At 72.4% G+C, this 25793-nt stretch carries 21 protein-coding genes and 2 pseudogenes; 14 read left to right on the top strand and 9 right to left on the bottom strand.

Going from position 1 to position 25793, the window contains the following annotated elements; genetic code table 11:
• Nucleotides 1-43: 43 nt before the first annotated feature.
• Nucleotides 44-1651 carry a zinc metalloprotease gene (locus PPSIR1_RS33320; RefSeq protein WP_006975653.1) on the bottom strand — a complete coding sequence of 536 codons (1608 nt, stop codon included), beginning with the start codon at nucleotides 1649-1651 and terminating at the stop codon, nucleotides 44-46.
• A 192-nt stretch (nucleotides 1652-1843) separates the two neighbouring features.
• On the opposite strand from PPSIR1_RS33320, the gene PPSIR1_RS33315 reads away from it, so the two are divergent.
• A complete protein-coding gene (locus PPSIR1_RS33315) occupies nucleotides 1844-2542 on the top strand; it encodes an SOUL family heme-binding protein (RefSeq protein WP_086001924.1) in 699 nt (232 codons plus the stop codon).
• Nucleotides 2543-2611: 69 nt separating this feature from the next.
• Nucleotides 2612-3985 carry a hypothetical protein gene (locus PPSIR1_RS33310; protein WP_006975651.1) on the top strand — a complete coding sequence of 458 codons (1374 nt, stop codon included), beginning with the start codon at nucleotides 2612-2614 and terminating at the stop codon, nucleotides 3983-3985.
• A gap of 23 nt (nucleotides 3986-4008) precedes the next feature.
• On the opposite strand, the gene PPSIR1_RS33305 is transcribed toward PPSIR1_RS33310, so the two are convergent.
• Nucleotides 4009-4539 (bottom strand): hypothetical protein, encoded by a 531-nt coding sequence (locus tag PPSIR1_RS33305; RefSeq protein WP_006975650.1) that lies wholly within the window; start codon nucleotides 4537-4539, stop codon nucleotides 4009-4011.
• On the opposite strand from PPSIR1_RS33305, the gene PPSIR1_RS33300 reads away from it, so the two are divergent.
• From PPSIR1_RS33300 to PPSIR1_RS33280, 5 genes are read left to right on the top strand one after another with little or no spacing between them, the layout of a single operon-like run.
• A complete protein-coding gene (locus tag PPSIR1_RS33300) occupies nucleotides 4538-5332 on the top strand; it encodes a phytanoyl-CoA dioxygenase family protein (protein ID WP_006975649.1) in 795 nt (264 codons plus the stop codon). The genes PPSIR1_RS33305 and PPSIR1_RS33300 overlap by 2 nt on opposite strands.
• Nucleotides 5326-6093 carry a phytanoyl-CoA dioxygenase family protein gene (locus PPSIR1_RS33295; protein ID WP_006975648.1) on the top strand — a complete coding sequence of 256 codons (768 nt, stop codon included), beginning with the start codon at nucleotides 5326-5328 and terminating at the stop codon, nucleotides 6091-6093. The genes PPSIR1_RS33300 and PPSIR1_RS33295 overlap by 7 nt, the downstream gene beginning before the upstream one ends.
• Nucleotides 6090-7385, top strand: a complete 1296-nt coding sequence (locus tag PPSIR1_RS44570; RefSeq protein ID WP_157596234.1) for a M20/M25/M40 family metallo-hydrolase — start codon at nucleotides 6090-6092, stop codon at nucleotides 7383-7385. The genes PPSIR1_RS33295 and PPSIR1_RS44570 overlap by 4 nt, the downstream gene beginning before the upstream one ends.
• A gap of 2 nt (nucleotides 7386-7387) precedes the next feature.
• Nucleotides 7388-9649 (top strand): arylamine N-acetyltransferase, encoded by a 2262-nt coding sequence (locus PPSIR1_RS44565; RefSeq protein WP_053335472.1) that lies wholly within the window; start codon nucleotides 7388-7390, stop codon nucleotides 9647-9649.
• Nucleotides 9622-10707: a hypothetical protein gene (locus PPSIR1_RS33280; protein WP_006975645.1), complete on the top strand. Its 1086-nt coding sequence runs from the start codon at nucleotides 9622-9624 to the stop codon at nucleotides 10705-10707. The genes PPSIR1_RS44565 and PPSIR1_RS33280 overlap by 28 nt, the downstream gene beginning before the upstream one ends.
• Here PPSIR1_RS33280 and PPSIR1_RS50470 read toward each other — a convergent pair.
• Nucleotides 10671-11171, bottom strand: a complete 501-nt coding sequence (locus tag PPSIR1_RS50470) for a hypothetical protein (RefSeq protein ID WP_232296584.1) — start codon at nucleotides 11169-11171, stop codon at nucleotides 10671-10673. The genes PPSIR1_RS33280 and PPSIR1_RS50470 overlap by 37 nt on opposite strands.
• Between PPSIR1_RS50470 and PPSIR1_RS51355 the strand changes: the two are divergent.
• The 6 genes and pseudogenes from PPSIR1_RS51355 to PPSIR1_RS33255 form a co-directional block, all read left to right on the top strand.
• Nucleotides 11094-11570, top strand: a pseudogene (locus PPSIR1_RS51355) (sigma 54-interacting transcriptional regulator); the annotation flags it as partial. The gene PPSIR1_RS50470 and the pseudogene PPSIR1_RS51355 overlap by 78 nt on opposite strands.
• A gap of 3 nt (nucleotides 11571-11573) precedes the next feature.
• Nucleotides 11574-11843, top strand: a complete 270-nt coding sequence (locus tag PPSIR1_RS50465; protein WP_232296583.1) for an AAA-type ATPase lid domain-containing protein — start codon at nucleotides 11574-11576, stop codon at nucleotides 11841-11843.
• A complete protein-coding gene (locus PPSIR1_RS33270; protein WP_006975643.1) occupies nucleotides 11843-13045 on the top strand; it encodes a nucleotide sugar dehydrogenase in 1203 nt (400 codons plus the stop codon). Before PPSIR1_RS50465 ends, PPSIR1_RS33270 begins: the two co-directional genes overlap by 1 nt.
• The gene (locus PPSIR1_RS33265; protein ID WP_006975642.1) at nucleotides 13042-13983 is read left to right on the top strand and encodes an NAD-dependent epimerase/dehydratase family protein; all 942 of its coding nucleotides are present in this window, start codon (nucleotides 13042-13044) and stop codon (nucleotides 13981-13983) included. The genes PPSIR1_RS33270 and PPSIR1_RS33265 overlap by 4 nt, the downstream gene beginning before the upstream one ends.
• Entirely contained in the window at nucleotides 13980-14870 is an 891-nt protein-coding gene (locus PPSIR1_RS44555) for a polysaccharide deacetylase family protein (protein WP_006975641.1), read from the top strand. Before PPSIR1_RS33265 ends, PPSIR1_RS44555 begins: the two co-directional genes overlap by 4 nt.
• 60 nt (nucleotides 14871-14930) lie before the next feature.
• Nucleotides 14931-16676, top strand: a complete 1746-nt coding sequence (locus PPSIR1_RS33255; protein ID WP_006975640.1) for an N-acyl-D-amino-acid deacylase family protein — start codon at nucleotides 14931-14933, stop codon at nucleotides 16674-16676.
• On the opposite strand, the gene PPSIR1_RS33250 is transcribed toward PPSIR1_RS33255, so the two are convergent.
• The 6 genes and pseudogenes from PPSIR1_RS33250 to PPSIR1_RS33230 form a co-directional block, all read right to left on the bottom strand.
• A complete protein-coding gene (locus PPSIR1_RS33250) occupies nucleotides 16585-21309 on the bottom strand; it encodes a serine/threonine-protein kinase (protein WP_045117266.1) in 4725 nt (1574 codons plus the stop codon). The genes PPSIR1_RS33255 and PPSIR1_RS33250 overlap by 92 nt on opposite strands.
• A gap of 137 nt (nucleotides 21310-21446) precedes the next feature.
• Nucleotides 21447-21626 carry a hypothetical protein gene (locus tag PPSIR1_RS48575; RefSeq protein ID WP_157596233.1) on the bottom strand — a complete coding sequence of 60 codons (180 nt, stop codon included), beginning with the start codon at nucleotides 21624-21626 and terminating at the stop codon, nucleotides 21447-21449.
• Nucleotides 21623-22684: a hypothetical protein gene (locus PPSIR1_RS33245; protein ID WP_006975638.1), complete on the bottom strand. Its 1062-nt coding sequence runs from the start codon at nucleotides 22682-22684 to the stop codon at nucleotides 21623-21625. The genes PPSIR1_RS48575 and PPSIR1_RS33245 overlap by 4 nt, the downstream gene beginning before the upstream one ends.
• A complete protein-coding gene (locus tag PPSIR1_RS50905) occupies nucleotides 22681-23403 on the bottom strand; it encodes a hypothetical protein (RefSeq protein ID WP_157596232.1) in 723 nt (240 codons plus the stop codon). Before PPSIR1_RS50905 ends, PPSIR1_RS33245 begins: the two co-directional genes overlap by 4 nt.
• An 18-nt stretch (nucleotides 23404-23421) precedes the next feature.
• A pseudogene (locus tag PPSIR1_RS33235) lies at nucleotides 23422-23745 on the bottom strand (TUGYCR motif thioredoxin fold (seleno)protein); the annotation flags it as partial.
• A 12-nt stretch (nucleotides 23746-23757) separates the two neighbouring features.
• Nucleotides 23758-24006, bottom strand: a complete 249-nt coding sequence (locus PPSIR1_RS33230) for a hypothetical protein (protein WP_157596231.1) — start codon at nucleotides 24004-24006, stop codon at nucleotides 23758-23760.
• A gap of 239 nt (nucleotides 24007-24245) precedes the next feature.
• Here PPSIR1_RS33230 and PPSIR1_RS44550 point away from each other — a divergent pair, with 239 nt between their 5' ends.
• Nucleotides 24246-25640 (top strand): APC family permease, encoded by a 1395-nt coding sequence (locus PPSIR1_RS44550; RefSeq protein WP_157596230.1) that lies wholly within the window; start codon nucleotides 24246-24248, stop codon nucleotides 25638-25640.
• Nucleotides 25641-25793: the final 153 nt, after the last annotated feature.

Below are 25793 nucleotides of genomic sequence, written 5' to 3'. Positions count from 1 at the left end.
GGTCTCTCGCCTCTTTCGCATTCGCAGCGCCGGGCCCCCGCCCTCAGTCGAGGAGCACCGCCCGGCGCTGCCCCTGGGCGTCCTGACGCACGAGCTCGAAGCCCCCCGCCACGCCCTGGGCCCCGCTCACCCGCGCCTTGGGCGGGATGATGACGGTCAGGGTGCGGGTCCGGTCGTCGCTGAGGGTCGCAACCTCGGCGACGGCCGAGTCGACGAGCGCGCCGTCAGCCCAGAACTCGACGGTCTCGAGCGCCGAGGTCGAGGCCGGCGTGACCACCGGGAAGGCGGGCATGGCCGTCCAGGTCTCGGTGCCGTCGACGCTGAGCACGCCGATGAGCGCGGGCTCGCGCTGGCTCGCCAGCGAGGGCTCGATGGTCAACGCGCCGTCGGGCCCGGACGGGGGCGCGGCCGTGCCCCAGCCCGTGAGCAGCTCGACGCGCTCGTGGGCCTTCTCCCAGGTCCAGTCCGAGACCCAGGCGTTGCCGCAGTAGCTCATGTAGTCGTGGGAGGCCGAGGGCGCGAAGATCCGGAAGTTGCGGATGCCAAAGCCGTAGATCCCGAGCTTGCCGTCCTCGTAGGGGTAGCTCGGGTCGTTGTTCGCCGAGGTCGCCCCCTGGCACTCGACGTGGCGAAAGCCCTGGTTGTGGCCGACCTCGTGGACCCAGGTGCTCACGGTGTTCGAGGGCGGCTGGATCACCTCCTCGCTCTCGGGGTCCTCGGGGTCCGCCGGGATGATGCGCTTGTGGAATACGGTCGCCGCGCTGCGCAGGTCCCCGTCCTCCTGCGTGGCCCCGGTCAGCCAGGCGATGCCCGCGACGTCGTTCACCGCCGAGCCGTTCACGTCGATCATCGCGTGGTAGTAGACGTGCGGCGGCGCCCCGTCGGCGATGCGCGCCTGCCGGGTCATGGGCAAGAGCGTGCCCAGGTCGGTGATCTGCTGCGAGTAGATGATGGGCTCGTCGCGGACGGTGATGTTGACGGCCTGGACGGGGTTTTGCTGGAGCATGCCCTCGCGCAGCAGCTCGAGGTCCTCGTCGGTGATGTCCGGCACCCGCGGCGGGTCGAAGTAGGTGTAGTGCACGGGCACGATGACGATGTCCATCTCGAGGTCGACGTCGCCAAAGCCGACCGTCGCGGCCTCGCCGTTCGCGGGCACCTGGGTGCGCCCCTGCCCGAGCGCCGACACGTCGACGGAGGCGTCGGTCTCGCGCAGCTCGACGTGGATCTTGGTGCCCGGCAGGGCCTCGTCGGCGTAGAGGGGGAAGTAGAACTGCTCGTCGAGGTCGCGGGGGTCGCTGTCCTGCTCGACGACGAAGTCGCGGGTGCGGACCACCGTGGGCTGGCCCGGAACCTCGATGCGCAGCACGCCCGTCAGCGAGCGCGGGATCCAGCCCGCCGGGTCGTCGAGGACGACCTGGAAGCGGACCAGGCTGTCGCGGCCGTGGATCAGCCGGGCGTTGCGGGCCTCGAGGTCTAGCCAACCATCCTCCGCCGTGGCCACGACCACGCCCGCGCCCTGGTTGACCTCGACGTCGGTGATCGAGATGCCCCGCGCGGGGCCGCCGAGCTCGGCCGTGCCCGCCTCGACCTCCCCGGGCTCGACCGTGTCGTCGCCGCAGCCGCTCACCCCCAGCGCGGCGCCCAAGGCCACGGCGGCGATCCAGCGCGCGGGTTTCCAATGTCCATCGACGCTTCGCGACATCGCACGAACTGTACGCTTTTTTGGGGGCGGGGAGCACACGGAGACGACCCCGCCAGCTCGAGCAGGGCTCCTGCGCGCCCGTCCTCGCCCGCCCACGCGACGATCGCTGGCGCCTCGCCGCGCGCGGGCAAGGCTGTGTTCATGACCCGCCAAGAGCCCCTGTCTCGCCGCGCGTGGGTCGTGGCCAGCGCCACCGCCGTGACCGCGGGCGCCCTCGCCACCGCCTTGCCCCAGCGCGCCCTGGCCCGCGGCCGCGTCGAGACCCCCGCCTACGAGGTGATCGCCAGCTTCGACGCCTTCGAGGTCCGGCGCTACGCCCCGCGCCTGGTCGCCGAGGTCGAGGTCCAGGGCACGGGTCCTGCAGCCTCCAACGCGGGCTTTCGCGTCCTCGCCGACTTCATCTTTGGCAACAACTCGGCCAACACCGAGGTGGCCATGACCGCCCCCGTGGATCGCACGGCCGCGGCGCGGTCGGAGGCCATCGACATGACCGCGCCCGTGGACCGCACCCAGGTGGCCGACGGGGAGGGCAAGCCCAAGTGGGTCGTCGCCTTCACCATGCCCTCGAAGTACACCCGCGACACCCTGCCCACGCCCAACGACCCGCGGGTCCACATCCGCGTCGTCCCCGAGCGGGTCGTCGCCGCGGTCCGCTTCTCGGGCGCGCCCGCCGAGGCCGCGGTGCAAAACAAGATGGCCGCCCTGGTCGCGGCCGTCGACGCCGAGGGACTGACCCGCGACGGCTCCGAGCCGACCTACGCCCGCTACGATCCACCCTGGACTCCAGGCGTGCTCCGCCGCAACGAGATCATGGTCGGGCTGCGCGTGCCGAAGGGCTGAGTGCCTCCCGCGCAACTGCGCGATGGCTTTCCTCTCGCCGTCGCTGGCGCCTTCGGCCTATGCTGAGGCGTGCCCGCCCTCGCCCTCGCCCTCGCTGTCAGCGTCTTCGCTGGCATCCCGAGCGGCGACGCGATGCGCTGGCAGCCGCCGGCGATCGAGCACGGCTTCGACCTCCAGGAGGGCTGGGACGACGCGTGGCGGCGCTTTCAGGACCGCCACGGCCGCCCCGACATCCACGGGCCGCTGCTCCAGCCCTCCCCAGAGCTCCAAGACGACGAGCTCGAGCTCGCGCAGTTCGTCGCCGAGCACCCCATGGCCTACGGGCGCGACTGGGCGAACAGCAGCCGCGGCGCGCGGCTCTTCGTCCACTCCGACGACGAGTTCACCTTCCTCAACCGCGTGCGCCTCAAAGAGCGCGTGCCCATGGGCAGCGCCGCCGCCTTCGGGATGCGCTTCGATCGCTACGAGCTGCGCCCCTACCACAGCTCCCTGGTCCGCCTCGACTTCGTGTTCCCGGACATCGCCGGGACCGGGGCCTTCGTCGAGATCCGCCCGGTCGCGCGCTTCGAGAAGCCCGACCTCGACCTCGACGTGGCCGTGGGCTGGGCGCGACCCGAGCTCGGGCGCGCGGCCTTGCGGGTCTACTTCATGGACCCCTTCAACAACGCCTCCGACGCCCTGGCCAAGAACCGGTCGACGCCCCAGGAGGTCCGCACCCTGCAGCGCAACCCCTCCGTCGGCCTGTCCGGCGAGCTCGAGCTCAGCCGGCTGCGAAACGTCCGCGCGCAGGCCTACTTCGGCGGCCTGTTCCCCTCCCACGCCAGCATGAGCTTCGACGACGAGGACCGCGTGCCCTACGAGCGCGAGCAGTCGGCGATCCTCGGCGGCGGCTGGGTCGAGGCCCGCGTGCCCACGGGGACCGACGCGGCCACCCTGGCCTTCGGCGGGACCGTGCTCGGCCAGCGCACGGCCGAGGTCCGCACTCAGTTTGGCGATCTGCGCGGCGCCGGGGCCTTCCTCGGCCAGACCCGAGAGCGCGAGCTCAAAGCCCGCGTCTACGGGATCAGCGAGCTCGGGGCCGGGACCCGCGGGCACACCCTGCTCGAGGCCGCCCTCGCCTACCGCCGCACCCGGCTGCCCGAGCACGAGTCGCGCTACGGCTCGATCCGCGACGACCGGAGCTGGCTGGGCATGGCCCGCGCGACCTGGATGCCCACGCGGGTGTTCGGCCTGGAGCTGACCTACCTCGCCGTCGATCGCCGCGTCACCGACGGCGACGGGATCCTCGCGCCCTTCTTGACGGACACCAACCACCGGCTCGTCACGCGCTTCGCCTTCGCCTTCGGCCCCTACGTGTACGCGACCTTCGGGACGGGCTGGGACATCGATCGGGACGCGAACGTCTACGACCAGAGCGGCATGACCTTGACGGCGCGGTGGTAGGCCTCGCCGGCCCCTGAGCCCGTTCAGCCCATCCCTGCCCAGGCGCGTATCCGAGGACACTGCGCCAAATGGGTCCCAGGGGCCAACCTCGTCAATGGCGCGAACCCTTCCAAGCGATCATTGGCCGCCTCGCCATGGCCGTTATCCAAAGCTCGACCGCAACGCCGCAAATGTTCGAGGTATCGATGACGCTCAATTCCATAATAGTGCTTTACGGTCCAGTCGGGTTGGACCAAACTCGTGACGACGAGCCTGTAATGTCCCGATCGCACCACGTCGTGGAGCGCGGCGATCATCGAACGTCGCGTCCCTGCCCACAGCGCCAGCGCTTCCTCGTCGGCCGAGCCAGAGCCCTCCCAGGGTCGCCGCCGCGCCAGCTCGCGCCACGCCCGGAGTCGCGCCCTGGACTCGAGCTCCGGGAAGGCCTCGGCGACCGCAGCGTAGATGCAGCGATCACCGTCGTAGACGCCCTCGGGCTCGGCGTCTGCCAGCCAAGACTTCCCCAACCCCGAGAGGGCGACGACGAGCACGGTCTCGAAGGATCTAGAGGTCATGATCGACAGTAGACGAGCCGCTCTCGAACGCGATGGATTCGTCGTCCTTCGCGGTCTCGTCGAGGATACGATACTCGACGAGGTCGCCGAAGTCCGGGCCTCCCTCGACGCGCGAGGCCTCGCGCGCAGCCGCCAGGTGCTCTACACCCACGCCGAGCCCCTCCAGCCCCGCCCGCCCCTCGACGCGCTGATGGACCAATGGCTGTCCCCCCACCGGCAGCCCGCGCCCAACACCGCCGGGGTCGCAAGCCGCCTGCGCGGGCTCGTGTCGAGCTTGCTCGACACCGAGGTCGTGCTGTTTCAGGACCTGCTGCTGTGCAAGCGGCCGGGCCATCGCCCCTTTCCCTGGCACCAAGACGCCCCCTTTTGGCCGGTCCGTGCCTCCGCCGGCCTCGTGCTGTGGATCCCCCTCGCGCCCTCGGACCTCGCCCGGGGCGGCCTCGCCTTTGCCCGAGGGAGCCACGCCGGCGGCCGGCGGCCGGCGGTCGACCTTCACTCGGGGGCAGCCCAGCACCCCCACGGCGAGCTGGGCTTTGACGCCGACGCCTTCGAGCTCGTCACGCCCACCTACGCCCGGGGAGATGCGGTCGCATTCTCGCCCCTCGTATTCCACGGCTCGCCGATGATGCGCACCACCGGCGAGCGGGTCGCGTGGTCGAGCGCGTGGTTGAGCGCAGACGCCCGCTGGCACCACGCCCAGGCCCCTCGGCACCCGATGTGCGCGCGCAGCATCGACGGCGCGCGACTCGAGGATCCGCTGGCATCGATCGACGAGGAGCCTCTCCCGTGCTGAGCCCCGCGCAGCGTCGACGCTACGCCGAGCTCGGCTGGCTCGTCGTCCCTGGGCTGATCACCCGCGCGCGCGCCCTCGAGCTCGCCCGCGCCTTCGAGGTCCAGACCCAGCGCTGGGCCGAGGCCATCGACGTCCCGCCCGACGAGTACCTGTCCGTGGTCTCTCAGTGGACCAACGTGTGGGAGCGCAACGCCAGCTTCAAGGCCCAGCTGTTCGACCCGCGCGCCGCCGAGATCGCCGCCGAACTCATCGATTGCGCCCGCGTTCGGGTCTTTCACGACCACCTCATCGCCAAGCCTCCCCTCGGCGGCGGCACCATCCCCTGGCACCGAGACCTGCCCAACTGGCCCGTCGCAGAGCCCCGCGCGCTCTCGTGCTGGCTGGCCCTCGACGACGCCCCCCCCGACGCAGGCGCGATGCGCTTCATGCCCGGCGGGCACCGGCTCCCGGAGACCTCCTCCATCGACTTTTTGAATCCAGCAGAGGCGAAGCAGTGGGGCCCTCGGGCGGCCGAAGCCGTCCCCGTCCCGGTCTCGGCTGGCGACGCCGTGTTCCACCACTGTCTGTCCTGGCACTGCTCTCCCCCCAACGCGACCCGTGCCTGGCGGCGCGCCTACATCACCATCTACCTCGACGCCGACTGCACCTTCGCCCCCGAGCGAGCGGCCTGGCACCCCATGGTTCGCAAGGTCCACGCGGCCCCGGGCCTGCCCTTCGGCGATCATCAATTTCCCGTTCTCGGGGGCAAGCACGAGTCATGAGATCCATCCAAATGTACTCGTCGAGCGCCGATCTCCGCGCGGGGCTGTCCCGGGCCCTGTCTCTGCTCGTCCTCGATCCAGAGCACGACGAGCAGACCCCCTGGTGGATGCGGCTGCCGGTCGAGCTGCGCGCTCACGGTCGGGCGGGACAGCTCGGCCTCGAGCAGCTCATCGAGCTCCACCTTCAGCCGGAGCTCGGCGCCTCCCTGGACCGCGTGCGCGCGCGCTTGGACCTGACGCCCGTCAGCGCCCAGGCCCTGCGCGCCGCGGCTCGACGGGCGCGAATCTCGGGGCGCGCCCACGCCGATCACCAGGGCCGCGACGTCTACGGCGAGTCCAACAAGGCCCTCTGGGACCTCGCCGTCGCGCCCCTCGGAGAGGCAGTGGAGCGGCGGTGGGGCCCGACCTGCGCCGACGCCCGCTGCCACGACGCGCGGGACCTGCCCGCCCCCGACCCCGCCCGTGCCCAGGCTGAGGCGCTGGTCCGCTTCCAGACGGGACCCTCCGAGGACGGGCACCGGGACTGCGCCGAGCACTGCGCTGCCCAGCTGCGCGAGCAGGGCTTTGCGGTCGAGCTCCACCGCCGGGCGGAGAGCCCACCGGTGCTCGTCGCCGCCCGCGAGCCGCGGGGCTTGGCCGGACGGGTCGTGCTCTACGGGCACTACGACACGATCCCAGCCAACCCGGGCTGGTCGAGCGACCCCGACGTGCTGATCGAGCGTGAGCGCCGGTGGTTCGCGCGGGGCATCGCCGACAACAAGGGGCCCCTGGCCGCGCGGCTGTGGGCCCTGTCGACGCTCGAGCGCAGCCCCGCCCTGACGTGGATCATCCAGGGCGAGGAGGAGACCGGCTCGCAATGGTCGCGGGAGGTCCTCGCCCGGCTCATCCCCGAGCTAGAGGCCGACCTGTGGCTCGAAGAGACGGGCTACCACGACCACGTCGACGGGACCCTGCGCCTGCTCGCCCGCACGATCGGCCCGAGCCCGGACAGCTCCCTGCCCCCCGACCCCTTCTCGATGCAGCTCCTCGATGGGCTGCGTGTGCTCGCCGCCAGCGGCGGACTCGCGACCCGTGCGGAACGACGCGGGCTCAACAAGTCCGTCGTCGACGGGGGCTGCCCCTTCAACCACGCCCTCCCCCCTGGCGCCCGCTACCTCGCCATCGGCGTCAACGACTCTCACGCCCAGATCCACGCCCACGACGAGTCCATCCCGACCTGGACCCTGGCCCTCCACCGAGACGAGCTCGCGCTGATCTTCGAAGCGATCGATCGCCTCGTCAGTGGTGATTGACCATGCCGAGCGCCCTCTCCCCGACGGTCCGCGACGCCTACCTCGCGCGACTCGGAGTCCGAGCCCCCCGCCTGGACCTCACGGGCTTGCGCGCGCTCCAACGCGCCCACTTGCGCGAGATCCCCTTCCACAACCTCGCGCTCCTGGCCAACGCGGGACGTCCCTACGCGCCCCCCAGCTTGGAAGCCATCGCCGCGGCCAACGCAACCGGGCAAGGCGGCACCTGCCACCTGACGACCCCGGCCTTTGCGGCGCTGCTGCGCACCCTCGGCTTTCGGGTCGAGCTGATCGCCGGCGCCGTCAATCACCCCGGAGACCACCTCCTGGCCCTCGTCGAGCTCCCGGACGAGGGCCCCCACGTCGTCGACGTGGGCAACGGCCACCCCTACCCGGACCCCTTCCCCCTCGACCGCGCCGCCGCCTGGGAGTCCTACGGCTGGCGCTTCGCGTGGTCCGGTCGCGCGCTGACCCGGACCCTCGAAGACGGGAGCCGCCGTCAGGTCTACACCGTCGATCCCAGCCCGCGCAGCTGGTCCAGCTTCGCCGCGACGATCCGGGCCCACCACGAGCGCCCCGAGTTTGGCCCCTTCTTCGCCTCGCTCCGGGCGGTGCGCATGCTCCCCGAGTGCATGCTCGTGGTCCGCAACGCGGCCCTGACCCGCCACGGCCCCCTCGGCCCGAGCCGGCGACCCATCGGCTCGCAGGCCCAGCTCCGGCGCGTCCTGACCGAGAGCCTCAGCCTGCGGGTCGAGCTGGTCGAGGCGGCCCTCGAAGCGCTCGCGCGCCACCACCCCGCGCTCTTTGACGCGTCCGCAGCCGTGCCCACGCCCAGGATCCTCGTCGCCTTCCCGACCCTCGGGCGACCCCGACAAGTCCGCGCGCTCCTCGACAGCCTCGAAGCGGACCGACGGGCGAGCGAGGTCGCGGCCGAGGCGCTCGAGGTGCTGGTCCTCGACAACCGCCCAGAGGGCGCCCCCCCGCTCGAGCTCCCGGACCACCCCTTCGCCATCCACCGCCGCTCGGTCCAGCTCGACGCGCTCGCGCGAGAGCGGGCGCTCGATCTGGTCCCGGCCAGCGCCCGCCCCCTGTCCATCGCGGGGGCCCGCCACGCCATCGTCCACGCCATCACCGAACAGCTCGGGCCGCAAGCCGCCATGGACCGACCGTGGATCGTGTGGATGCTCGACGACGACCTCCGCTTCACGCAGCTCGTCCGCGAAGCGGGGGTTCCGGTCGAACGCCACGTCCAGCCTCTGCTCGCCCAGCTGCGTCGGCTGTGGCGCGAGCGCCCCGAGCTGTCCGTCGGCCTGAGCCGCTTTTGTGGCGACCCGCCGATCCCCGGCTTCGCCACCTGGCTCGGCCAACTCCTCGACCTCGAGCGGACCCTCGTCGAATTGCGCGAGGGCGGCCCCGAGCGACCCTGGGGCGACGCGGCCCGTCACCCCGATCAGCCCGACGACTACTACGACCACGCCAGCGATCGCGTCGACGCCGGGCAGCCCTTCGCGCTCGCAGCTCGCCCGGAAACTCCCGGCGCGGCCGTGTTCGAGGCCCTCGCCGACGCCTGGCCGAGCATGCTCGACGGCGCTCACGTCACGCGCCCGCTCGTCATGCCCCCGGAGCCCCCCGGCGAGCCTCTCCCCCCAGCGCGTGGAGGCAACGTCGCGCTCTTCGATCTCGACGCCCTGTTCGCGGCCCCCTTCCCGGCGCTGCGCTGCTCCGACGGCATCACGACGCGACGCGCCGACACCCTCGCCGACGCCCTCAGCCTCGGGGGACCCTGGCGCCGAGAGGCCCTCCCCCTCTACCTCACCCACGGGCGCCTCCCCGACGACGGCTCCTCCCCCTCGCCCATGCGTCCCCGCGCGAGCGAAGCCCTGGCTCGCTTCGTCGAGTCCCAGGCCCGCGGGATCGCCCTCGCCCGGGCTCGCCAGGCCCGCGTCTCGGTCGCCGAGGCCCTCGAAGCTCGACGGGCCCTCCATCGCGCCGGCTTTGATCAGATCCGCGGCGCCCTCTCGCGCGCGCGCGCGGCCATCGAGGGCGCCGACGCGTGGTGGTGGTCGCGCGGCGACGGGCCCCAAGCTGCCGCGCGGCGCCTGCTCGGCAGCCTCTCACTCCTCGAGCTGGCGCTGCCCAGCCACGCCGAGCTCGCTCGGGCCGAAGCACCCATCGCCTTCGAGCTCGAGGACTTCGCCCGCGACCTCGAAGCGCGCGCGTCAACCTGGAGACGGTCTTGGTGGAAAGCGGGGGCGCCGTGGGCCTGAGCGTGCTCGTCACCGGCGGCTACTTCGACGGCGAGGGAGACGGGGTCATCCACCACGTCGAGCTCCCCAGCGGCCGCGTCGAGACCTGGGCTCGGTGGCGCCCCCCCGAGCACCTCCGCGTCCCCAGCAAGGGCTTCGCGGGCGGCCGCGTCGACCCTTCCGAGGGGCGCCTTTGGGTCACCGCCCACGCCGCCGTGGTTCGCTATGACCTTCGCCGGGCGCAGGTGGACGGCGTCCTGCATCAGCCCGACTTCAACGACCTCCACGATCTCGACCTCGACCTCGACGGCGCGCGCCCGGAGCTGCTCGTGGCCAACACCGGCGGCGACGCGATCGAGCGCTTCGACCTCAGCGGCCGCTTCCTCGCGCGGCACGGCTGGACCCCTGCCTGGGCGCTGCGGCGGCAAATGGAGGGCTCCGCGTGCGCAGACTTCGAGCGCGCGCTCGAGACCTCCTGGGCCGGGGAGGCCCCGCCGTGGCCCGCCCTGGCCCCGGCGACGCTCGACGACGGCTACCACTCGCCCGCCGCGCAGCGTGCCCGCCTGCCTTACCACCGCGCCAAGGTCCGCGACCACGTCCACCCCAACCACATCGCGCGCGTCGACGGCCAGTGGGTCGCGACCTGCCTCTACGACGGCAGTCTGCGACCGCTGTCGACCATGCGCCCCATCCTGACCGTCCCCGGCTACCCGCACGACGGTGTCCTCGCTGACGGTTCGATGTGGCTGACGACCATCGACGGAGGGATCTGGCAGGCCCCCCTCCCCCTCGGAGCGGAGGCTCCCCGCCGCGTCGCCGAGGCCTTCGCTCCCGGGCGCGTGGGCTGGTGCCGCGGGCTCGCGCTCACGCCGCAATGGCTGCTCGTCGGCCTCACCGAGGTCCGCCCCGGCCGCCTGCCCAAGCACCCCTGGGCCGACGCCGACCCGCGCGAGTCCGTCACCGGCGTCGTCGTCCTCGACCGCGCCGACCTCCGTCACCGCGCCTTCATCGAGCTCGGCGAGCCTGGGCGACACCATAAAATCTACTCGCTCCTTCCCCTGCCGGAGTCGACGTCATGACCAAGCCTTCCTCGCGCAAGCGACGACTCGTGGTCGTCCCCGAAGATCCCGAGCATCTCGCTCCGCTCCAGCTGACCGCTCGAGACGCAGTGCTCGTCTCCAGCCCCGAACAACTCGAGACAATCGAGGGCTGGTCCCCTCCCTACCGGACCTGGCGCGTCCCCGTGGCCCACCCAACCCCCAGCGCCTTTGGCCGTCACATTGACTATCGCCTGCGCAATTTCCAGACCTTTTGGGACGTCGAGCTCGAGCTCGTCATTCTCGGTCAGCTCGGTGAGACCACCTTGGACCTCATGCTCGGAGAGCTCGAGAGTCACCTCGTGGATGACCCTGGAAAGCTCGAGCTCGCCGACGGCTCTCCGGAGCAACGCTTCGCGCTCCACAAAATTCCCGCCCCCAAGCTCCACGGCTCCAGCGAATCCATAGGCGAGCTCGAGAGGCAAATTGGCGAGCTCGCCGATCACACTTGCCCCGTCCTGATCATCGGCCCGCGGGGATCGGACGCACACATCATCGCGCGCGAGCTCCACAGACGCAGCGACCGGCAAGGGAACTACGCCACGCTAAACGGGCTCTTGCTCGATCCCGATCCCGAGCGGGCACGGCTCCGCATGTTTGGGCGGCGAGAGCCCGAGAGCGTCAAGAGCCGACTCGCCGAGGCCTGCGACGGCACCTTCTTCTTCGAGGAGGTCTTCAGCGCGCCCCAAGCCCTCCGAGCGTCATTTCTGCGTACCTTTGCCGATGCCGCGCAGGGCATGCTTCACCGCCGCGCCGTCGATTCGGGCCCGATGGAGACCATCTCCGCTCGGCTCGTGACGAGCTGCCACCGTCACCCTCTCGAGCTTCCCCGGGACGAGCGTGGACCCTTGCATGAAGAGCTCTACTACCGCATCGCTGGGGAAGTGCTGGTGTTGCCGCCCCTCGCTGAGCGACCCGAGGACATCGAGACCCTCGCTCTCCACTTCGCCCAGCACGCGACGCTGACACAGGGCGCGCTGATCCGCCTCCACGCCCACGATTGGCCCGGAGACGTACGCGAGCTCGAGCTCGTCATCGCCCGAGCCAAGCGACGCTCATCCACCATCGAGGCCGACGACATCTCGGCGTGCTTCGATCCAACTCCCACCAAGTCCTGATGCGCTCCTTCGCCCCTGCAAAGTCGCCCCGACGGCCCCGCCAGGCCGACGCGCGCGTGGTCGTCATGGGCCTCGGCTACGTCGGCGCGCCCATGGCCGAGCTCGCCCGCACTGCGGGCTTCGAGGTCCACGGCCTGGAGGTCGACGCCGAGCGAGCCGCCGCGCTCACGACCGAAGACTGCCCCACGAGCCTCGACCCCAGCGTCCTCGACCGAGCCGCCCTCATCCTCGTTTGCGTACCGACCCCCCTCGATGACGCGGGGCAACCGGACCGCGGCCCCGTGCTCGAGGCCGCCGCGACGATCCGCGCCCACGCGGGCCCCCGAGTCCGCGTGTGCCTCGAGTCGACCGTCGACCCCGAGCTGGCCGCGCGCGGCTTCGCAGCCGCCGCGGGCCTGCCCCTCGACCAGGTCGCGCACGCGCCCGAGCGCCTCGACCCCGGGCCGGCGAGTCGCCCAGCCCGCGACATCCCCCGCGTGGTCGGTGGATGCACGCCAGCGGCGACGGCCTGGGCCGCGGACTTCTACCGAGCCCTCGGCCTCCAGGTCCACGAGACCACCGCCGAGGTCGCCGCCCTGGCCAAGCTCAACGAGAACGCCCAACGCCTCGTCAACGTCGCCCTCGTCGGGGAGCTCGCGCGCCTGTGCCGAGCCCGTGGGGTCGACGTCGACGCGGTCATCGACGCGTGCGCGACCAAGCCCTTTGGCTACACCCCCTACCGCGCGCGGGCCGGGGCCGGAGGGCACTGCGTCCCCGTAGACCCGGTCTGGCTCCTCGACGCCGCGCGCTCTGAGGGCGCCGAGTTCGGGGTGCTGCGCGCCGCCCTCGCGGCCAACCGCGCCCGCGCGGCGGACATCGTCGACGCCTTCGTGCACACGGCCCCCGAGGCCCGCCGGGTGCTGGTCCTCGGCGCGGCCTACAAACCTGGCGTAGGCGATACGCGCGAGTCTCCGGCGCAGCCCATCGCCCTCGCCCTCGCCGCCCGGGGCCTCGAAGTCCGCGTCCACGATCCGCTCACCGGCGGGCTCTCCCCCTACCCCGCGACCACCCTCGAGGACGCGCTCCCGTGGGCCGAGGCGATCCTCGCCCTGACCGTCCACGACGCCATGCCGGTCGAGGCCCTCAGCCGCTTCCCAGGGCCCATCGTCGACGCCTGCGGCGACCTCCGAGGCCTCGAGCTGATCGACCGGAGGCGCGTGTGAGCCGGCTGCTCGTCACGGGCGGCGCGGGCTTCATCGGCGCCCAGGTGTGCGCCACCGCCATCGCCGCGGGCTACACGGTCCGCGTCCTCGACGACCTGTCGACCGGGCTGCGCTCGAACCTCGAGGGCCTCCCCGGCATCGAGCTGCTCGTCGGCGACATCCGGGAGCTGGCCTGCTGCGAGCACGCGGTGCGCGACGTCGACGCGGTCATTCACCTCGCCGCTCGGGGCTCCGTGCCCCGCTCCATCGACGACCCCCAGGCGACCATGCGGACCAACGTCATGGGCACCACCAACGTCCTCGACGCGTGCCGCCGCGCGGGGGTCCGCCGCGTGGTCCAGAGCTCGAGCAGCTCCATCTACGGCGTGGTCCCTGGCCTACCGCGCCGCGAGCAGCAGCGCCCCGACCCCCGCTCGCCCTACGCCGCGTCCAAGCTCGCCGCCGAGCACGTCGCCCAGGCCTGGCACGCGTGCTGGGGCGTGGAGGTCGTGACCCTGCGCCTGTTCAACGTCTACGGCCCGCGCCAGCGCTCCGACTCGAGCTACGCCGCGGTCGTCCCCCTGTTCATCGCCGCAGCCCTGAGCGGGCGCCCGGCCGAGCTCCACGGCGGCGGCGAGCAAAGCCGCGCCTTCACCTACGTCGAAGACGTCGCCGAGGGCATCCTCGCGGCGCTGCGCTCCCCACGAGTCGGCGAGAACGAGCGCATCAACCTGGCCCACGAGGCGTGCGAGCCCGTCCGGGAGCTCCACGCGCGCATCGGCGCCCTCGTTGGCGTCGACATCCCCCCGCGAATCACCGCGGCCCGCCGCGGGGACGTCCTGTCTTCGAGCGCCGATCTCGAGCGCGCCAGGACGCTGCTCGGCTGGACCGCCCAGACCTCGCTCGACGCTGGCCTGGCCGCAACCATCGCCTGGCACCGCGAGAGGATGTCTCGGTGATCCGCCCGGGCGCAGACCTGCTCGAGGGTCGGCGGGCCGCCATCTTGATGGTCCACCGCGTCACCCCGAGGCGCGCGACCGCCTTTGGGCTCCCCGATGCGTGGCGCGTCCGCGGCACCGCCCTGACCTTCGACGAACTCCTCGCGTGGGTCGGCGACCGACCCGTGCTCCCCTTGCAGCGCTTCGTCGAGGCCGCCGCGAGCAGGCTCGAGCCCCCGCCGGGCGTCGCCCTGACCTTCGACGACGGCTACGCCGAGTGGCTCGAAGTCGGCGCGGCCCTGGCCGAGCGTCGCTGGCCCGCGACCTTTTGCTGCTCCCAGGCGATGTCCGCCGACGGCGAGCTCCACCCCGTCGACGCCTACTACGACCTCCTCGATCGTGCGCAGCGCCGACGCCTCGAGCTGACCTTGCCCGACGGTCGCGAGCTGTCCGCGGCCCTCGACAGCGTCGCGGCCAAGCGCGCCCTCGTGGTTGGGGGCCCCAAGCCCTTCGTCACCAACCCGGACAGCGCCGCGCAGACCCTCGCAGCCGTGGCCGAGGCCCTCGGTGCCGAGCTCCGACCGCGGCTCGCCGCGACCCTCTACCTCGGCGCCAACCAACGCCGCGCCCTCGTGGCCATGGGCCACACCCTGGGCGGGCATGGGCTGCGCCACCTTCGCCTGACCGACCTCGACGACGCGGCGCTCGAACGAGAGGTCTGCGGTAGCCGTCGATGGCTCGGCGAAGGGGCCTCGACCTTCGCCTACCCAGACGGTGCCCACGACGCGCGCGTGGTCGCGGCCGTCCGCGACGCGGGCTTCGTCGCGGGGCTGACCTGCGACCCCGGGCGGCTCGCGGACGCCCCGTCCGCGCTCGAGCTCCCGCGGGTGTTCGCGCGACCAATCTGAGACCGAGCGGTGGCCCTCCGGGGCTAGCAGGGCGTCAGAACGTCGTGTTAGCGTCCCTGCGTGGACACGCGCTTCGACCTGGTCATCCGCAACGGCACGCTCATCGACGGCACCGGCTCCCCCCGGCGACGGGCCGACGTGGGCATCCGCGAGGGCATCATCGTCGCCGTCGAGCCCAGCTTGCCCGCGGGCGCGGGCGCGGAGGAGATCGACGCGACGGGCAAGCTCGTCACCCCCGGCTTCGTCGACGTCCACACCCACTACGACGCCCAGGTGACCTGGGATCCGAAGGTCACGCCCTCGGCCTGGCACGGCGTCACCACGGTGGTCATGGGCAACTGCGGGGTCGGCTTCGCCCCGGCGCACCCCGACGAGCACCAGTGGCTGATCGGGCTGATGGAGGGCGTCGAGGACATCCCCGGCGCGGCGATGACCGAGGGGATGATCTGGGAGTGGGAGAGCTTCCCCGAGTACCTCGACGCCATCGACCGCAAGGAGCGGGCCATCGACATCTGCGCCCAGGTACCCCACGGCGCGCTGCGGGCCTACGTCATGGGCCGGCGCGGGGCCAAGCACGAGGAGGCGACCCCCGAGGACCTCGAGGCCATGGCGACCATCGTCCGCGAGGGCGTGGCCGCGGGCGCGCTGGGCTTTTCGACCTCGCGCACGCCGATCCACAAGGGCATCGACGGCGAGTACGTGCCCGGCACCTTCGCCGGCGAGCAGGAGCTCTTCGCCCTCGGCAAGGCCGTGCGCGAGGGCGGCGGGGTGGTGTTCCAGATGACCGGCAACCACGTCGACATGGCCGAGGAGTACCCGTGGATGGAGCGCCTGGCCCGGGAGGTCGGCTGCACCGTCAGCTTCAACCTGCTGCAGACCGACCAAAAGCCGGACCTGTGGCAGAGCATGCTGACCAAGCTCGATCGCTCGGCCGAGGAGGACCTGCCGATCTACGCCCAGGTCGCGGGGCGCCCGGCGGGCATCTTGATGACCTGGGCCGGGACCGCCGTGCCCTTCCTGCCCTACCCCAGCTACATGCCCCTGCACCACCTGCCCTTCGAGCAGCGCATCGAAAAATTGCGCGAGCCGGGGCTGCGCGAGAAGGTCATCGCCGAGAAGCCCTTCTCGCTCGGGGAGTTCGAGGACTTCATCCTCAACAGCTTCCACAAGATGTACCGCCTGGGGGACCCGCCCAACTACGAGCCCGACCCCAGCGAGTCGGCCACGGCCATCGCCGAGCGCACCGGGACCACGCCCCAGGCCGTCGTGTGGGACTGGCTGATGGAGGACGAGGGCCGCGGCATCGTCTACTTCCCGATCTTCGGCTACGCCGACACCAACCTCGACACCCTCGGCGCGCTCTTGCAGCACCCGCGCACGCGCCTGGGCCTGGGCGACGGCGGGGCCCACTGCGGGGCCATCTGCGACGCGAGCATCCAGACCTTCATGCTCCAGCACTGGGGCCGGGACCGCAGCCGGGGCGGGCGCATCGAGCTCGAGGCCATCGTCAAGACCATGAGCTCGGACACCGCCGGGCTCTACGGCCTCGACGACCGCGGCCGGGTCGCGCCGGGCTACAAGGCCGACCTCAACGTCATCGACCTCGACGGCCTGCACCTGCACGCGCCAGAGATGATCTACGACCTGCCCGCCGACGGCCGGCGCTTCGTCCAGCGCGCCGACGGCTTCGAGTACACCGTGGTCTCGGGCAAGATCATCCGCGCCAAGGGCGAGGACACCGGCGCCTACCCGGGCAAGCTCGTGCGCGGGCCGCAGTCGGCCCCCACCGCGGCCTCGGCCAGCTGAACCGTGGGCCAGAGCAAGGCCCCGCTGTGGACCTTCGAGCGCTTTGGCTGACGCGCGGGCCTACTCGAGGCCGGCCTGGACCGCGAGCACCCGCTTCCAGATCGGCCGGTCGTAGAGGGGCTCGAACAGGCTCCGCGCGACGATCACGTCGGCGATGATCTCCGGGGCCAGGTCGCTGTCGAGGGCCGCGGCGAGCTCGTCCTCGGCCTCGTCGAACAGGTTGCGGATCACCAGCACCGCCCCCAGGCGCACGTGCGCGAGGCTGCCGATCCGCCTCAGCTCTCGCCGCTCGTCCTCGCTGAGCTCCGGCCGGTCCTTCCACGCGTCGATGAGCGCGAGGGCCCGGCGCAGATCCGTGTCCGCGGCGGCGCCCTGGTTTTGCATGTACCAGCCCCGCGAGCGCGCCGTCAGCAAGTCCGCGCACGCGCGCGCCTCCTCGAAGCTTCGCGGCTCGCAGCCGTCGAGCCCGGGGAGCTGGGTGGTCAGGGTGCGGTGCACGTCGACGAGGTCGGGGTGGTGGAACAGGGCGCCCCAGGCCACCTCCCAGGTCCGCGCGATGAACACCTCCGGACAGGCCGCGCGCAGCGAGGGACCGAAGCGATCGGGGACCAAGAGCAGCCCGTAGCCAAAGCGCGCCACGGACTCGGCGTCCCGGCAGTCGCCCAGGGCCCGCTGGATGTGCGGCTGCGCCTCGGTCCACTGGCCCTCCTGCTCGAGGGCCAGGGCCGCGAGCCAGTCCGCCTCCCGGGCCTCGAGCTCGCCCGGCCGCGCGTCGGCGATCAGCTCCAAGACCCCGGCGCTGTCCGCGTTGGCCAGCGCGAGCCCGACCCGCTCGCGCCGGGTCAGCGGCCGCGGCTCCGCGGGCGCCCGCGCCCCGCCGAGGCGCAGCTCTCGAGCTGAACACGCCGCGCATCCACGAGTCCGCGCCCGTCGTCAGCGCCAGCCGGTAGCGCCCGGCAGCCAGCGCCTCGGGGCTGAGCGGGACCCGGTAGGCGAGCGAGGTCGGCGCTTCGTCGCCCCCGCTGCTGTCCACGCGCACCCGACCCTCGGCCGCCTCGCCGAGCAGATCCAGGGTCACCCGAATGCGGCGCTGCCCTGGAGGGGGCTCGGCCGCGCGCATGCGCGGGGTGTGGTGGACCGAGCCCGGCTCGAGGCTTTGGTTGTAGGCCCGATCGAGGATGTAGTGGCCCCCCCCGCCCGTCGCCGCGATCCGGACCCGCGCCAGGGGAGGCCCCGCGACGGCGCCGTGCTCATCCTCCGGCGACAGATCGACGTGCAGCATCGAGCCCCACTCGAGCCGCTCGATGGTCAGCTCGAACTCGAGCGCGAGGTGGTCGCCGTCCCACTCGAAGGGCCGGTGCACGATGACGCTGTCCGGCGCGTTGAGCAGATCGACCCGCAGGCCCCGGGGCTCCGAGCGCAGCACCCCGGGCTGTTCGATGTGCCAGCCCTCGTCCAGCGCCGCCCGCAGGTCGAGGTCCAGGCTGGTCTCTGGCTCGGCCCAGCGCCGCAGGGTCTGAGCCTCGGCGAGGTGCGCCGCGTCCCCGCCCTCGGCCAGGCGCTCGGCGATCCGTCGCGCGTCCTCGAACTGGTGCAGGTCGCGGTAGATCTCGAGGGCGCGCTCGAGGGAGCTCGGCACCCCGGCCTGCTCGTAGAGCGCGGCCGCCCGCTCCCGCGCCCCGCTGCGCTCGAGCAGGGCCGCCGAGCGCACCCGGGCGCTGCGCGCCGAGTCCTCGTTGGCGAGGCGGGCGAGCTTCGTGAACATCGCCGCGCTCTGATCGGCGAGCCCGACCATGGCCAGGGTCTCGGCGCGGGCCCACAGCGGGCGCAGCTCCGCCTCGAGCCCGGGGTCTGGTGGGATGCGCGGATCCAAGGGCGCGTCCAGGGACGGCAGCGAGGCCGAGCCGCTGCCCAACACCAGCACCTCGCCCGTCTCGAGCTCGCGGACGATGAGCTCGTCGTCGCCGTCGTGATCGAGGTCCACGATGGCCTGGCCGCGCAGACCGCTGAGCCGGATCGAAGTCGGTCCGAGGGCCTCGCCGGGCTGGAGGATGGCGATGCCGTCCATCAATTCGACGACGAGCTCGTCGTCGCCGTCGCCGTCGAGGTCCCCCGCGCGGGGCTCGAAGGCGGTCGGGAGGGCCAGCTGATCGACGCGCTCGAGGGCCTGCCCCGGGCCGGGCCAACGCATCAGGTAGACACCTGGGGGGGCACCCGCGGGCGCGTCCGACGAGAACACCCGAGGCGAGGGCGGGCTCTCGGGCACGGTCACGGCCAACCACCGACCGCTCCCCTCGGGCGCCGCGAAGCTCACCATCCCGGACAGGCCGCCGAGCTTGTCGCGGGCCTCGAGCTCGAAGTGGCCAGGCTCGGCGCCCGGGCTGAACACGCGGACGTCGTAGGCCCACCACCCGTCGACGCCCGCGACCAGCTCCTCGTCTCCGTCCCCGTCGAGGTCCGTGACGAGCAGGGCGTCGACGTACGAGTCGAGGGCCGCGAGCGAGGGCGTGGGCTCGAAGCGCTCGGCCTCGCCAGCGGTCCCGCGCAGGCCCGTGATGCGCCGCTGCGTCGGCTCGGCCGCCACCGCCTCCCAGCCCTCCCAGCCTGGACCCGCGAACAGCTCGCCCGCAGCCCACCGCCCCTGCGGGCCCATGGTCAGCGCGCGCGCGACCACCCGCTCGTCGACCTGGGTGAGCTCGACCAGGGCGTGGCCGTCCTTCGCGTGTACGCCCACCCAGCTGGGCCCCGCCGCGCCCTCGCCCTCCCCCTCATGCCTCGCGCGGTCGATCCACACGTAAGACTGGTCTTCGAAGGGCAGCTCGAGGTCGCTGAGCCAGCGCAGCTCGGGCCCCGAGGCGCGCAGGCTCGGATGCCGGTCTTCGTCGACGAAGAGCAGCTCCCCGTGGCCGTCGCCGTCGAGGTCGAGGCCGGGCAGATCGACGATCGCCGTGGCCTGCACGCCAGTCAGCGCGCTCCGGGCCCCGGTCCGGGTGACCCGATCGAGCTGGCGGACCAGGGGCTCGACCCGCGCCGCCAAGCCGGCCAGCTCGGGGCGCGCGAGGGCCTCGAGGGCCTCGTCGAGGGCGCGCCGGTTGAGGGCCTCGTGGGCCCGCATGGTCAGCAGCTCGGCGTTGCCCTCCTCGTGCTCGAGCACCAGCAAGGTCGCGCCGAGGCGCGCATAGTCGTGGTTCGCGGCCTGGATCCGCGCGAGGGCGAACAACACGTCGCGGCGCTCGGCCTCGCTCGAGCTCTCGAGCAGGGCCTCGCCCAGCGCCGCCAGCTGCCGCTCGCCCAGGTCGCGGGCCCCGAGCTGGGCCGCGCGATCCATCCACGCGCGCACGAGGGCGTTCGTATTGGCGTTGGCGGGCAGCCCCGCGAAGGCCTCGAAGGCCTCGTCGGCGCGCTCGAACTCCCCCTGGGCCTCGAGCTCCGCGACCTGCTCGACGACCGCGACCCGCTGGGCCTCGGCCTCCCGCTCGCGCACGAGCTCGGCGAGCCACGCGTCGAGCCCGGGGCCCTCGTCCGCCTCCGGGGTCACGACGAGGCGGACGAGGGCGACGCTCAAGATCACCAAGAGCACGGCCAACACGGCCAGCATCGGCCCCTGGCGGCGCTGCGGAGGCCGCAAGGTCTCCTCCATCGCCTCGATCAAGGTGCCCATGTCCCGGTTGCGCTCTTCGGCCTCCCCCTCCAGCCCCGTCAGCAGCGCCGCGCGCAGGGACTCGGGCACGCCCGCGAGCGGCGGCGGCGGGGTCGGCCCGCCCTCGAGCATCTGCGCGCTCAGGGCGTCGGAGGTCTTGGCCGAGTAGGGCCACTCGCCGTAGAGCGCGTGGTAGAGCGCGACGCAAAAGCTGAACTGATCGCTGCGGCTGTCCCCGCGCTGCGCCTGCCACTGCTCCGGCGCCATGTAGCGCGGCGTCCCCAGCAGCGCCCCCGTGCTGGTCAGCTTGCCCTCCTCGATGTTCGGCGTGAGCAGCTCGTCGATCTCGATGCCGTCGAGGAGCTCGCCCTGATCCTCTCCGTCCAGGGTCCAGGTCCCCGCGCCCGTGCCCGTGCCCGTGCTGCGGGCGAGCCCAAAGTCGACGAGGCGGACCCGGCCGTCGTCGCCCACGATCACGTTGGCGGGCTTGAAGTCGCGGTGGGCCAGGCCGGCCTCGTGGACCGCCGCCAGCCCGCGCGCCGCCCCGAGGAAGCGGCCGACCACGGCCGCGACGCGCTCGGCCTCCGAGCCCGCCTCGAGCTCCGCCAGCCACTTCCCAAGGGTCCGCCCGCGGACGTACTCCATGGCCACGAACACGCGCTCCCCCGCCGAGCCGACCTCGAACACCGGGACCACGTTGGGGTGCGAGATCTGGGCCAGCGCCTGGGCCTCGCGCACCAGCCTCGAGTCCGACAGCGAGTTGACCCGCTCGGAGCGCACGAGCTTGAGCGCGACCTTGCGATCGAGCTTGGCGTCGTAGGCCGCGTAGAGCTCCCCCATGCCGCCCCGACCGATCGCCGACAGCAAGGTGAAGCGATCGATCCGCGCCGAGTCCCCGGCCGAGAAGGAATAAGGCTTCGCCCCCTCGCCCCTCGGCTGCGAGTCTTCACCCGCGATGGTCCGAGTGTCGGCAGAGGTGTCGCTGTCTTCCATCGGGCCCTACCAATGCAGTATCCGCGCGCTTTCCCCGTGCGATCAAATGGCACTCGGGGGCTAGCGTGAACTCCCGGCCGTTTGGTGAGGCCCTTCGATGAGACAGATGGGGTCTCAAAGCCCCAGCGTCCTACTCGCTACAGCCTACGCAACACCTTCGTCGGCACCTGGCGCTCGCGCGCGTCCCCATCAAAGCGAACTTTGACGAAGGGAAAATTCGCGGCAGCGTTTACGACCACCCCCTGGCTACCTTTCGCGAAGTTTTTGCCGCCAAAGCTCTGATTCTCGAGCAGCGCAATACGGTCACCTTGCTTCATTTCGGGCTCGGCCTCTCTCCCGCCAAGGTCGCCTCGAGGGCGGGCAGGTTCGCGTCGATGGTCTGGGTCACGGCGGCCGCGGCGGTCTTGGGCTGCTTGCGGACCGTCGCGTCCTGCTCGACGATCTCCTCGAGCATGAGCAGGGCGGCGCGCTTTCGGGCGTCCATCTCAGCCTGAGCCGCCGCCGCGTCGAAGCCCGCCTCGCCCGAGCTCGGGCTGGTCGAACTCGCGCCCCTCGCCATGGGGCAACCCGGGACCCCGCTGAAGCTCGCCGCGAGGCACACGGCCTGGGTCGAGAGCTTGGCGAAGGCCTGGGTGATCTGCGAGGCGTCGAGGCGCATGCCCTTGACGGTGAAGGTCCCGTCGTCGCGCATGGTCACGGCGATGTCGGCGCTGCCGGCGTTGGCGACCGTCCGCGTGTGATCGATGCGCGCGCTCCAGCAGCCCTCGGCGGCCTTGTCGAGGGCGCGGGCGCTGCCCGAGCGGCGCTCCTCGGCGGTCGCATAGAGCACCATGGCCAGGCGCGGATCGTCGAACATCTCCCCGCCCACGAGCTCGCGCTGCGCCCGGGCGAAGGCCTCGTCGACCCCGGCCAGGTCGACCTCGCCGCCGTCGAAGATGGCCCCGATGGTCTCGTCGTAGCGCGCGCGCGCCTGCTCGATGAGGCCGTTGGCCTGGAGGAAGTACTGCTGCGCGAGGCGGGGCTGCCCCGCGTCGTAGCCGTCGAGGCCCTTGCGGTTGGCCTCCTCGGCCTGGCGCAGCCGCGCGCCCAGCCGCTCGAGCTCGGCGTCGTAGGGCCCGCGCGCGTCCTCGGAGAGTCCGGAGGCCTTCCAGGCCGCGTCGGCCTCGTCCATCAGGGACTGCTGCGCGCGCGCGAAGGCCCCCTGGGCCAGCAGACCGCGGATCTGCTCGGCGCGCGCGGCGACGATCGCCTCGTCGCTCAGGCAGCTGTCGTCGAACAGGCGGATGTCGGTCTCGAGGGAGGCGCAGGCCCCCAGCCCCAGCGCAGCCCCGAGGGCGAGCCCCGCCAGCCCCGTCCTCGATCGCGACCGGCTCATGGCGCCCCCAGTTCGGCGTGCAGCCGCGCGCGGTTGGCCGCGAGCCAGGCCCGGGCCTCGCCCAGGTCCTCGAAGCGCTGCGTCGAGCCCAGGTAGGCCGCGAGGGCGTTGGCCAGGCGCAGGATCTCCTCGGCGCTGCGCTCCTTGTCGCCGAGGCTGACCCGGGTCTGCTCCGCCGTGCGCACCAAGCTGGCCGCCGCGACCCGGTCGGCCTCGAGGGCCGCCGCCGCCTCCCGCTCGGCCTCGAGCCGCTCGCGGTTGACGAGCTCGCTGAGCGCGTTTTGGACCTGCATGCTCTCCGCGAGGGCGCCGATCTGCGCGGCCACGTCCTCGACGTTGGTCGAGAGCATGAGCACCAGCTCGCGGTCGCGGAGCTTGGGGTCGATGGGCTCGACGGTCTCGGCCTCGGTGTGCGCCTCGCCGGCTGTGTCCGACGCCTCTGGCTCGCCCTCGCCAGCCTCGTCCGCGGCCGTGAGCCCGTCGAGCCCCTCTTTTGGCTGGGCGAACTCCGAGAAGTACTGCTCGACGGCCTGGGTGTCGAAGTAGCCCGCGAGGTAGCGGACCTTGGTCGCGCGGCCCTTCGCGGTCACCTGGACGCGGTAGTAGTTGACCGCCCCCTGCTCGCCCGCGGAGCGGAAGTAGTGGGTCTCGTGGACCGTCGCGCAGCCGACCAAGGCGGCCACGCTGGCCAACACGAGGGCTCTCGAGGCGGGGCGCACTCCCCGAGTGTACGCGATCTAGATCCCCTCGGCGGTCTCCACGATCAGCGCCTTGAGCTCGACGTAGTTGTCCTCTTCGAGGAGCGAGTTCGTGGTCAGGTTGTAGGTCGTGACCAGCTCACCCTCGCCGTCGACGAGGACGACGTCGCGGTAGGTCGGCGCCCAGCGCCCCCACCAGTTCGCCGCGTCCGTGTCCTGCAGCCAGGGGATGTCCCGGCCCTCGCACATGGCCTCGTTCCCGCTCTCGCGCCCGGCCTCGTTGACGCCGAGGATCGCGATCTCGAGGTCCGGATACTGCACCGCGAACTCGCCCTGCATGTCGTTCAGGCGCCCAAACTGGGCGCGGCAGTTGCCTCATGTCGCGTGGCCGAAGTACCAGACCGAGAGTTGCCCCTGGAAGTCGGCCGGGTGTACGGGCTGGTCGTAGCTCGCCGAGGTCGGGTTGACGTCGAGGAGCGCGTCGACGTCGAGGTCGACCTGCGTCTCGACGCCGGAGCCGGTGCCCCCGGCGGGGTCGAGGGGCCCGGACACGCAGCCCGCGGTGGCCAGGCCCGCGGCGAGGCCCAGCAGCAGCAGGCCAGACATGGAATTACGCAAGGGCATGGGCGAATCTTCCACCCGAAGCCCTCGGCGGGTCAAGCCAAGCCAGTTTTTGCCCCACGTCCACGGCGCGTCAGCCCCCGATCTGGAGCAGATTGCGGACCTCGGCGAACAGCTCCCGGCCGGGTGGGGTTTTTGTAGTCGTGGGCGACACCGCCAACGAGCGCTCCGATCACCTGCATCTGCTGGGAGTGGGAAAGCTGGGCCTCGGTGTCCCGGCGCTCGATATGCTGGAGGCAGCCGTGAGCGGGGGCGAGAGCGAACATGGAAGCGACGAGCCCGCGCTGCGGCGGGAGCTCTCGGTGTTCGACGCGACCGCCGTCGTCATCGGAGCGATCATCGGCGTCGGCATCTTCTTTACGCCGAGCACCGTCGCCGGGACCGCGGGCAGCGGCGGCCTCGCGCTGACGACCTGGGTGATCGGAGGGCTCATCGCCATGCTCGGCGCCATGACCTTCGCCGAGCTCGGAGCCCTCGTGCCCCGGGCGGGCGGACAGTACGAGCTGCTGCGCGACGCCTACGGCCCCGCGACGGGCTTCGTCTACGTCGTGTGCAACGCGACGGCGACCCAGGGCGGAGCCATCGGCATCATCGCCCTGGTCTGCGTCGACAACCTCGCCGTCGTCGCGGGCGTGGACCTGAGCCCGGCCCTCGCCCTGATCAGCGCCATCGCCTTGACCCTCGTCGTCGCCCTCGCCAACGCCTGGGGCCTGCGCTCGGGCGCCCGCATCCAAAACCTCACGGTCATCGCCAAGCTCGGCACCCTCGTCGCCATCGCCCTCGTCGCGCTCATCTTCGCCCCTGGCCTCTCCCCGGCCGAGGCCCTCCCCGACGCCGCCGCGAGCCAAGCCCCCGGCCCGAGCCTGCACCCCGTCGCCGCCGTCGCGGCCGCCCTGGTCCCGACCCTGTTCACCTTCGGCGGCTGGCAGCAGGTCCTGTGGATGGGCGGGGAGGTCCGCGAGCCCGAGCGGACCATGCCGCGCTCGATCCTCGGCGGCGTGCTCGTGGTCGTCGTCGTCTACCTCGCCGCGAACTGGGCCTACCTCAGCCTCCTCGACCACGCCGGCGTCGCCTCCTCCGAGACCCTGGCCGCCGACGCCGTCGCCGTGATCTTCGGCGAGCCGGGACGCCGCGCCATCGCCCTGGCCGTCGCCATCTCGGCCCTCGGAGTCCTCAACGCCCAGCTGCTCACGGGCCCCCGCCTGCTCTACGCCCTCGCCCGCGACGGCCAGCTCCTCCCCATCCTCGGCCGCGTCCACGCCACCCGCGGCACCCCCGTCCCCGCCATCGCCCTGCTCGCCGGGACCGCCGTCGCCCTGCTCCTCGTCGCCGGCGAAGAGGGCGTCAACTTCCTCCTCAACGGCGTCGTCCTCGTCGACGGCGTGTTCTTCGTACTCACCGGCTTCGCCTCCCTCGTCCTCGCCCGGACCACCCCCCACGCCGACCGCCCCGTCCGCATGCCCGGCTTCCCCTGGGTCCCCGCCCTGTTCGGCCTCGCCGAGCTCGGCGTCGTCATCGGCGCCTGGCTCAACCCCGACGTCCGCGGGGCGGCTTTCGTCGGCGTCGCGTGGATCCTCGGCGCCCTCGGCCTCTACCTATGGCGCAACCGAGCCCGCCCCCAGCCCAACACCGACTAGAACCGCCCGAAGCCCGCTCCGGAATTGGACAGACTGCTCCGACAACCGCCGAGAACCCCACGCCCCATCCAGTCCGAGCCAAAGACCCCCCGCACCATGACGGGCACAAAAGGGGCAAGGGGGTCGGATCCCCCAGCGCAAGGAGCCGCCCAA

Source organism: Plesiocystis pacifica SIR-1 (assembly GCF_000170895.1).
Classification (GTDB): Bacteria; Myxococcota_A; Polyangia; order Nannocystales; family Nannocystaceae; genus Plesiocystis; species Plesiocystis pacifica.
The sequence above is the reverse complement of the archived record's forward strand: the minus strand, read 5'-3'. Positions and strand labels throughout refer to the sequence as shown.

Excerpts from the sequence above, each read along its gene's own strand:
- PPSIR1_RS33315 (WP_086001924.1), top strand. The coding sequence starts at position 1,844 with ATGACCCGCCAAGAGCCCCTGTCTCGCCGCGCGTGGGTCGTGGCCAGC.
- PPSIR1_RS33300 (WP_006975649.1), top strand. The coding sequence starts at position 4,538 with ATGATCGACAGTAGACGAGCCGCTCTCGAACGCGATGGATTCGTCGTC.
- PPSIR1_RS33305 (WP_006975650.1), bottom strand. The coding sequence starts at position 4,539 with ATGACCTCTAGATCCTTCGAGACCGTGCTCGTCGTCGCCCTCTCGGGG.
- PPSIR1_RS44570 (WP_157596234.1), top strand. The coding sequence starts at position 6,090 with ATGAGATCCATCCAAATGTACTCGTCGAGCGCCGATCTCCGCGCGGGG.
- PPSIR1_RS44565 (WP_053335472.1), top strand. The coding sequence starts at position 7,388 with ATGCCGAGCGCCCTCTCCCCGACGGTCCGCGACGCCTACCTCGCGCGA.
- PPSIR1_RS33270 (WP_006975643.1), top strand. The coding sequence starts at position 11,843 with ATGCGCTCCTTCGCCCCTGCAAAGTCGCCCCGACGGCCCCGCCAGGCC.
- PPSIR1_RS33250 (WP_045117266.1), bottom strand. The coding sequence starts at position 21,309 with ATGGAAGACAGCGACACCTCTGCCGACACTCGGACCATCGCGGGTGAA.
- PPSIR1_RS48575 (WP_157596233.1), bottom strand. The coding sequence starts at position 21,626 with ATGAAGCAAGGTGACCGTATTGCGCTGCTCGAGAATCAGAGCTTTGGC.
- PPSIR1_RS33245 (WP_006975638.1), bottom strand. The coding sequence starts at position 22,684 with ATGAGCCGGTCGCGATCGAGGACGGGGCTGGCGGGGCTCGCCCTCGGG.
- PPSIR1_RS33230 (WP_157596231.1), bottom strand. The coding sequence starts at position 24,006 with ATGCCCTTGCGTAATTCCATGTCTGGCCTGCTGCTGCTGGGCCTCGCC.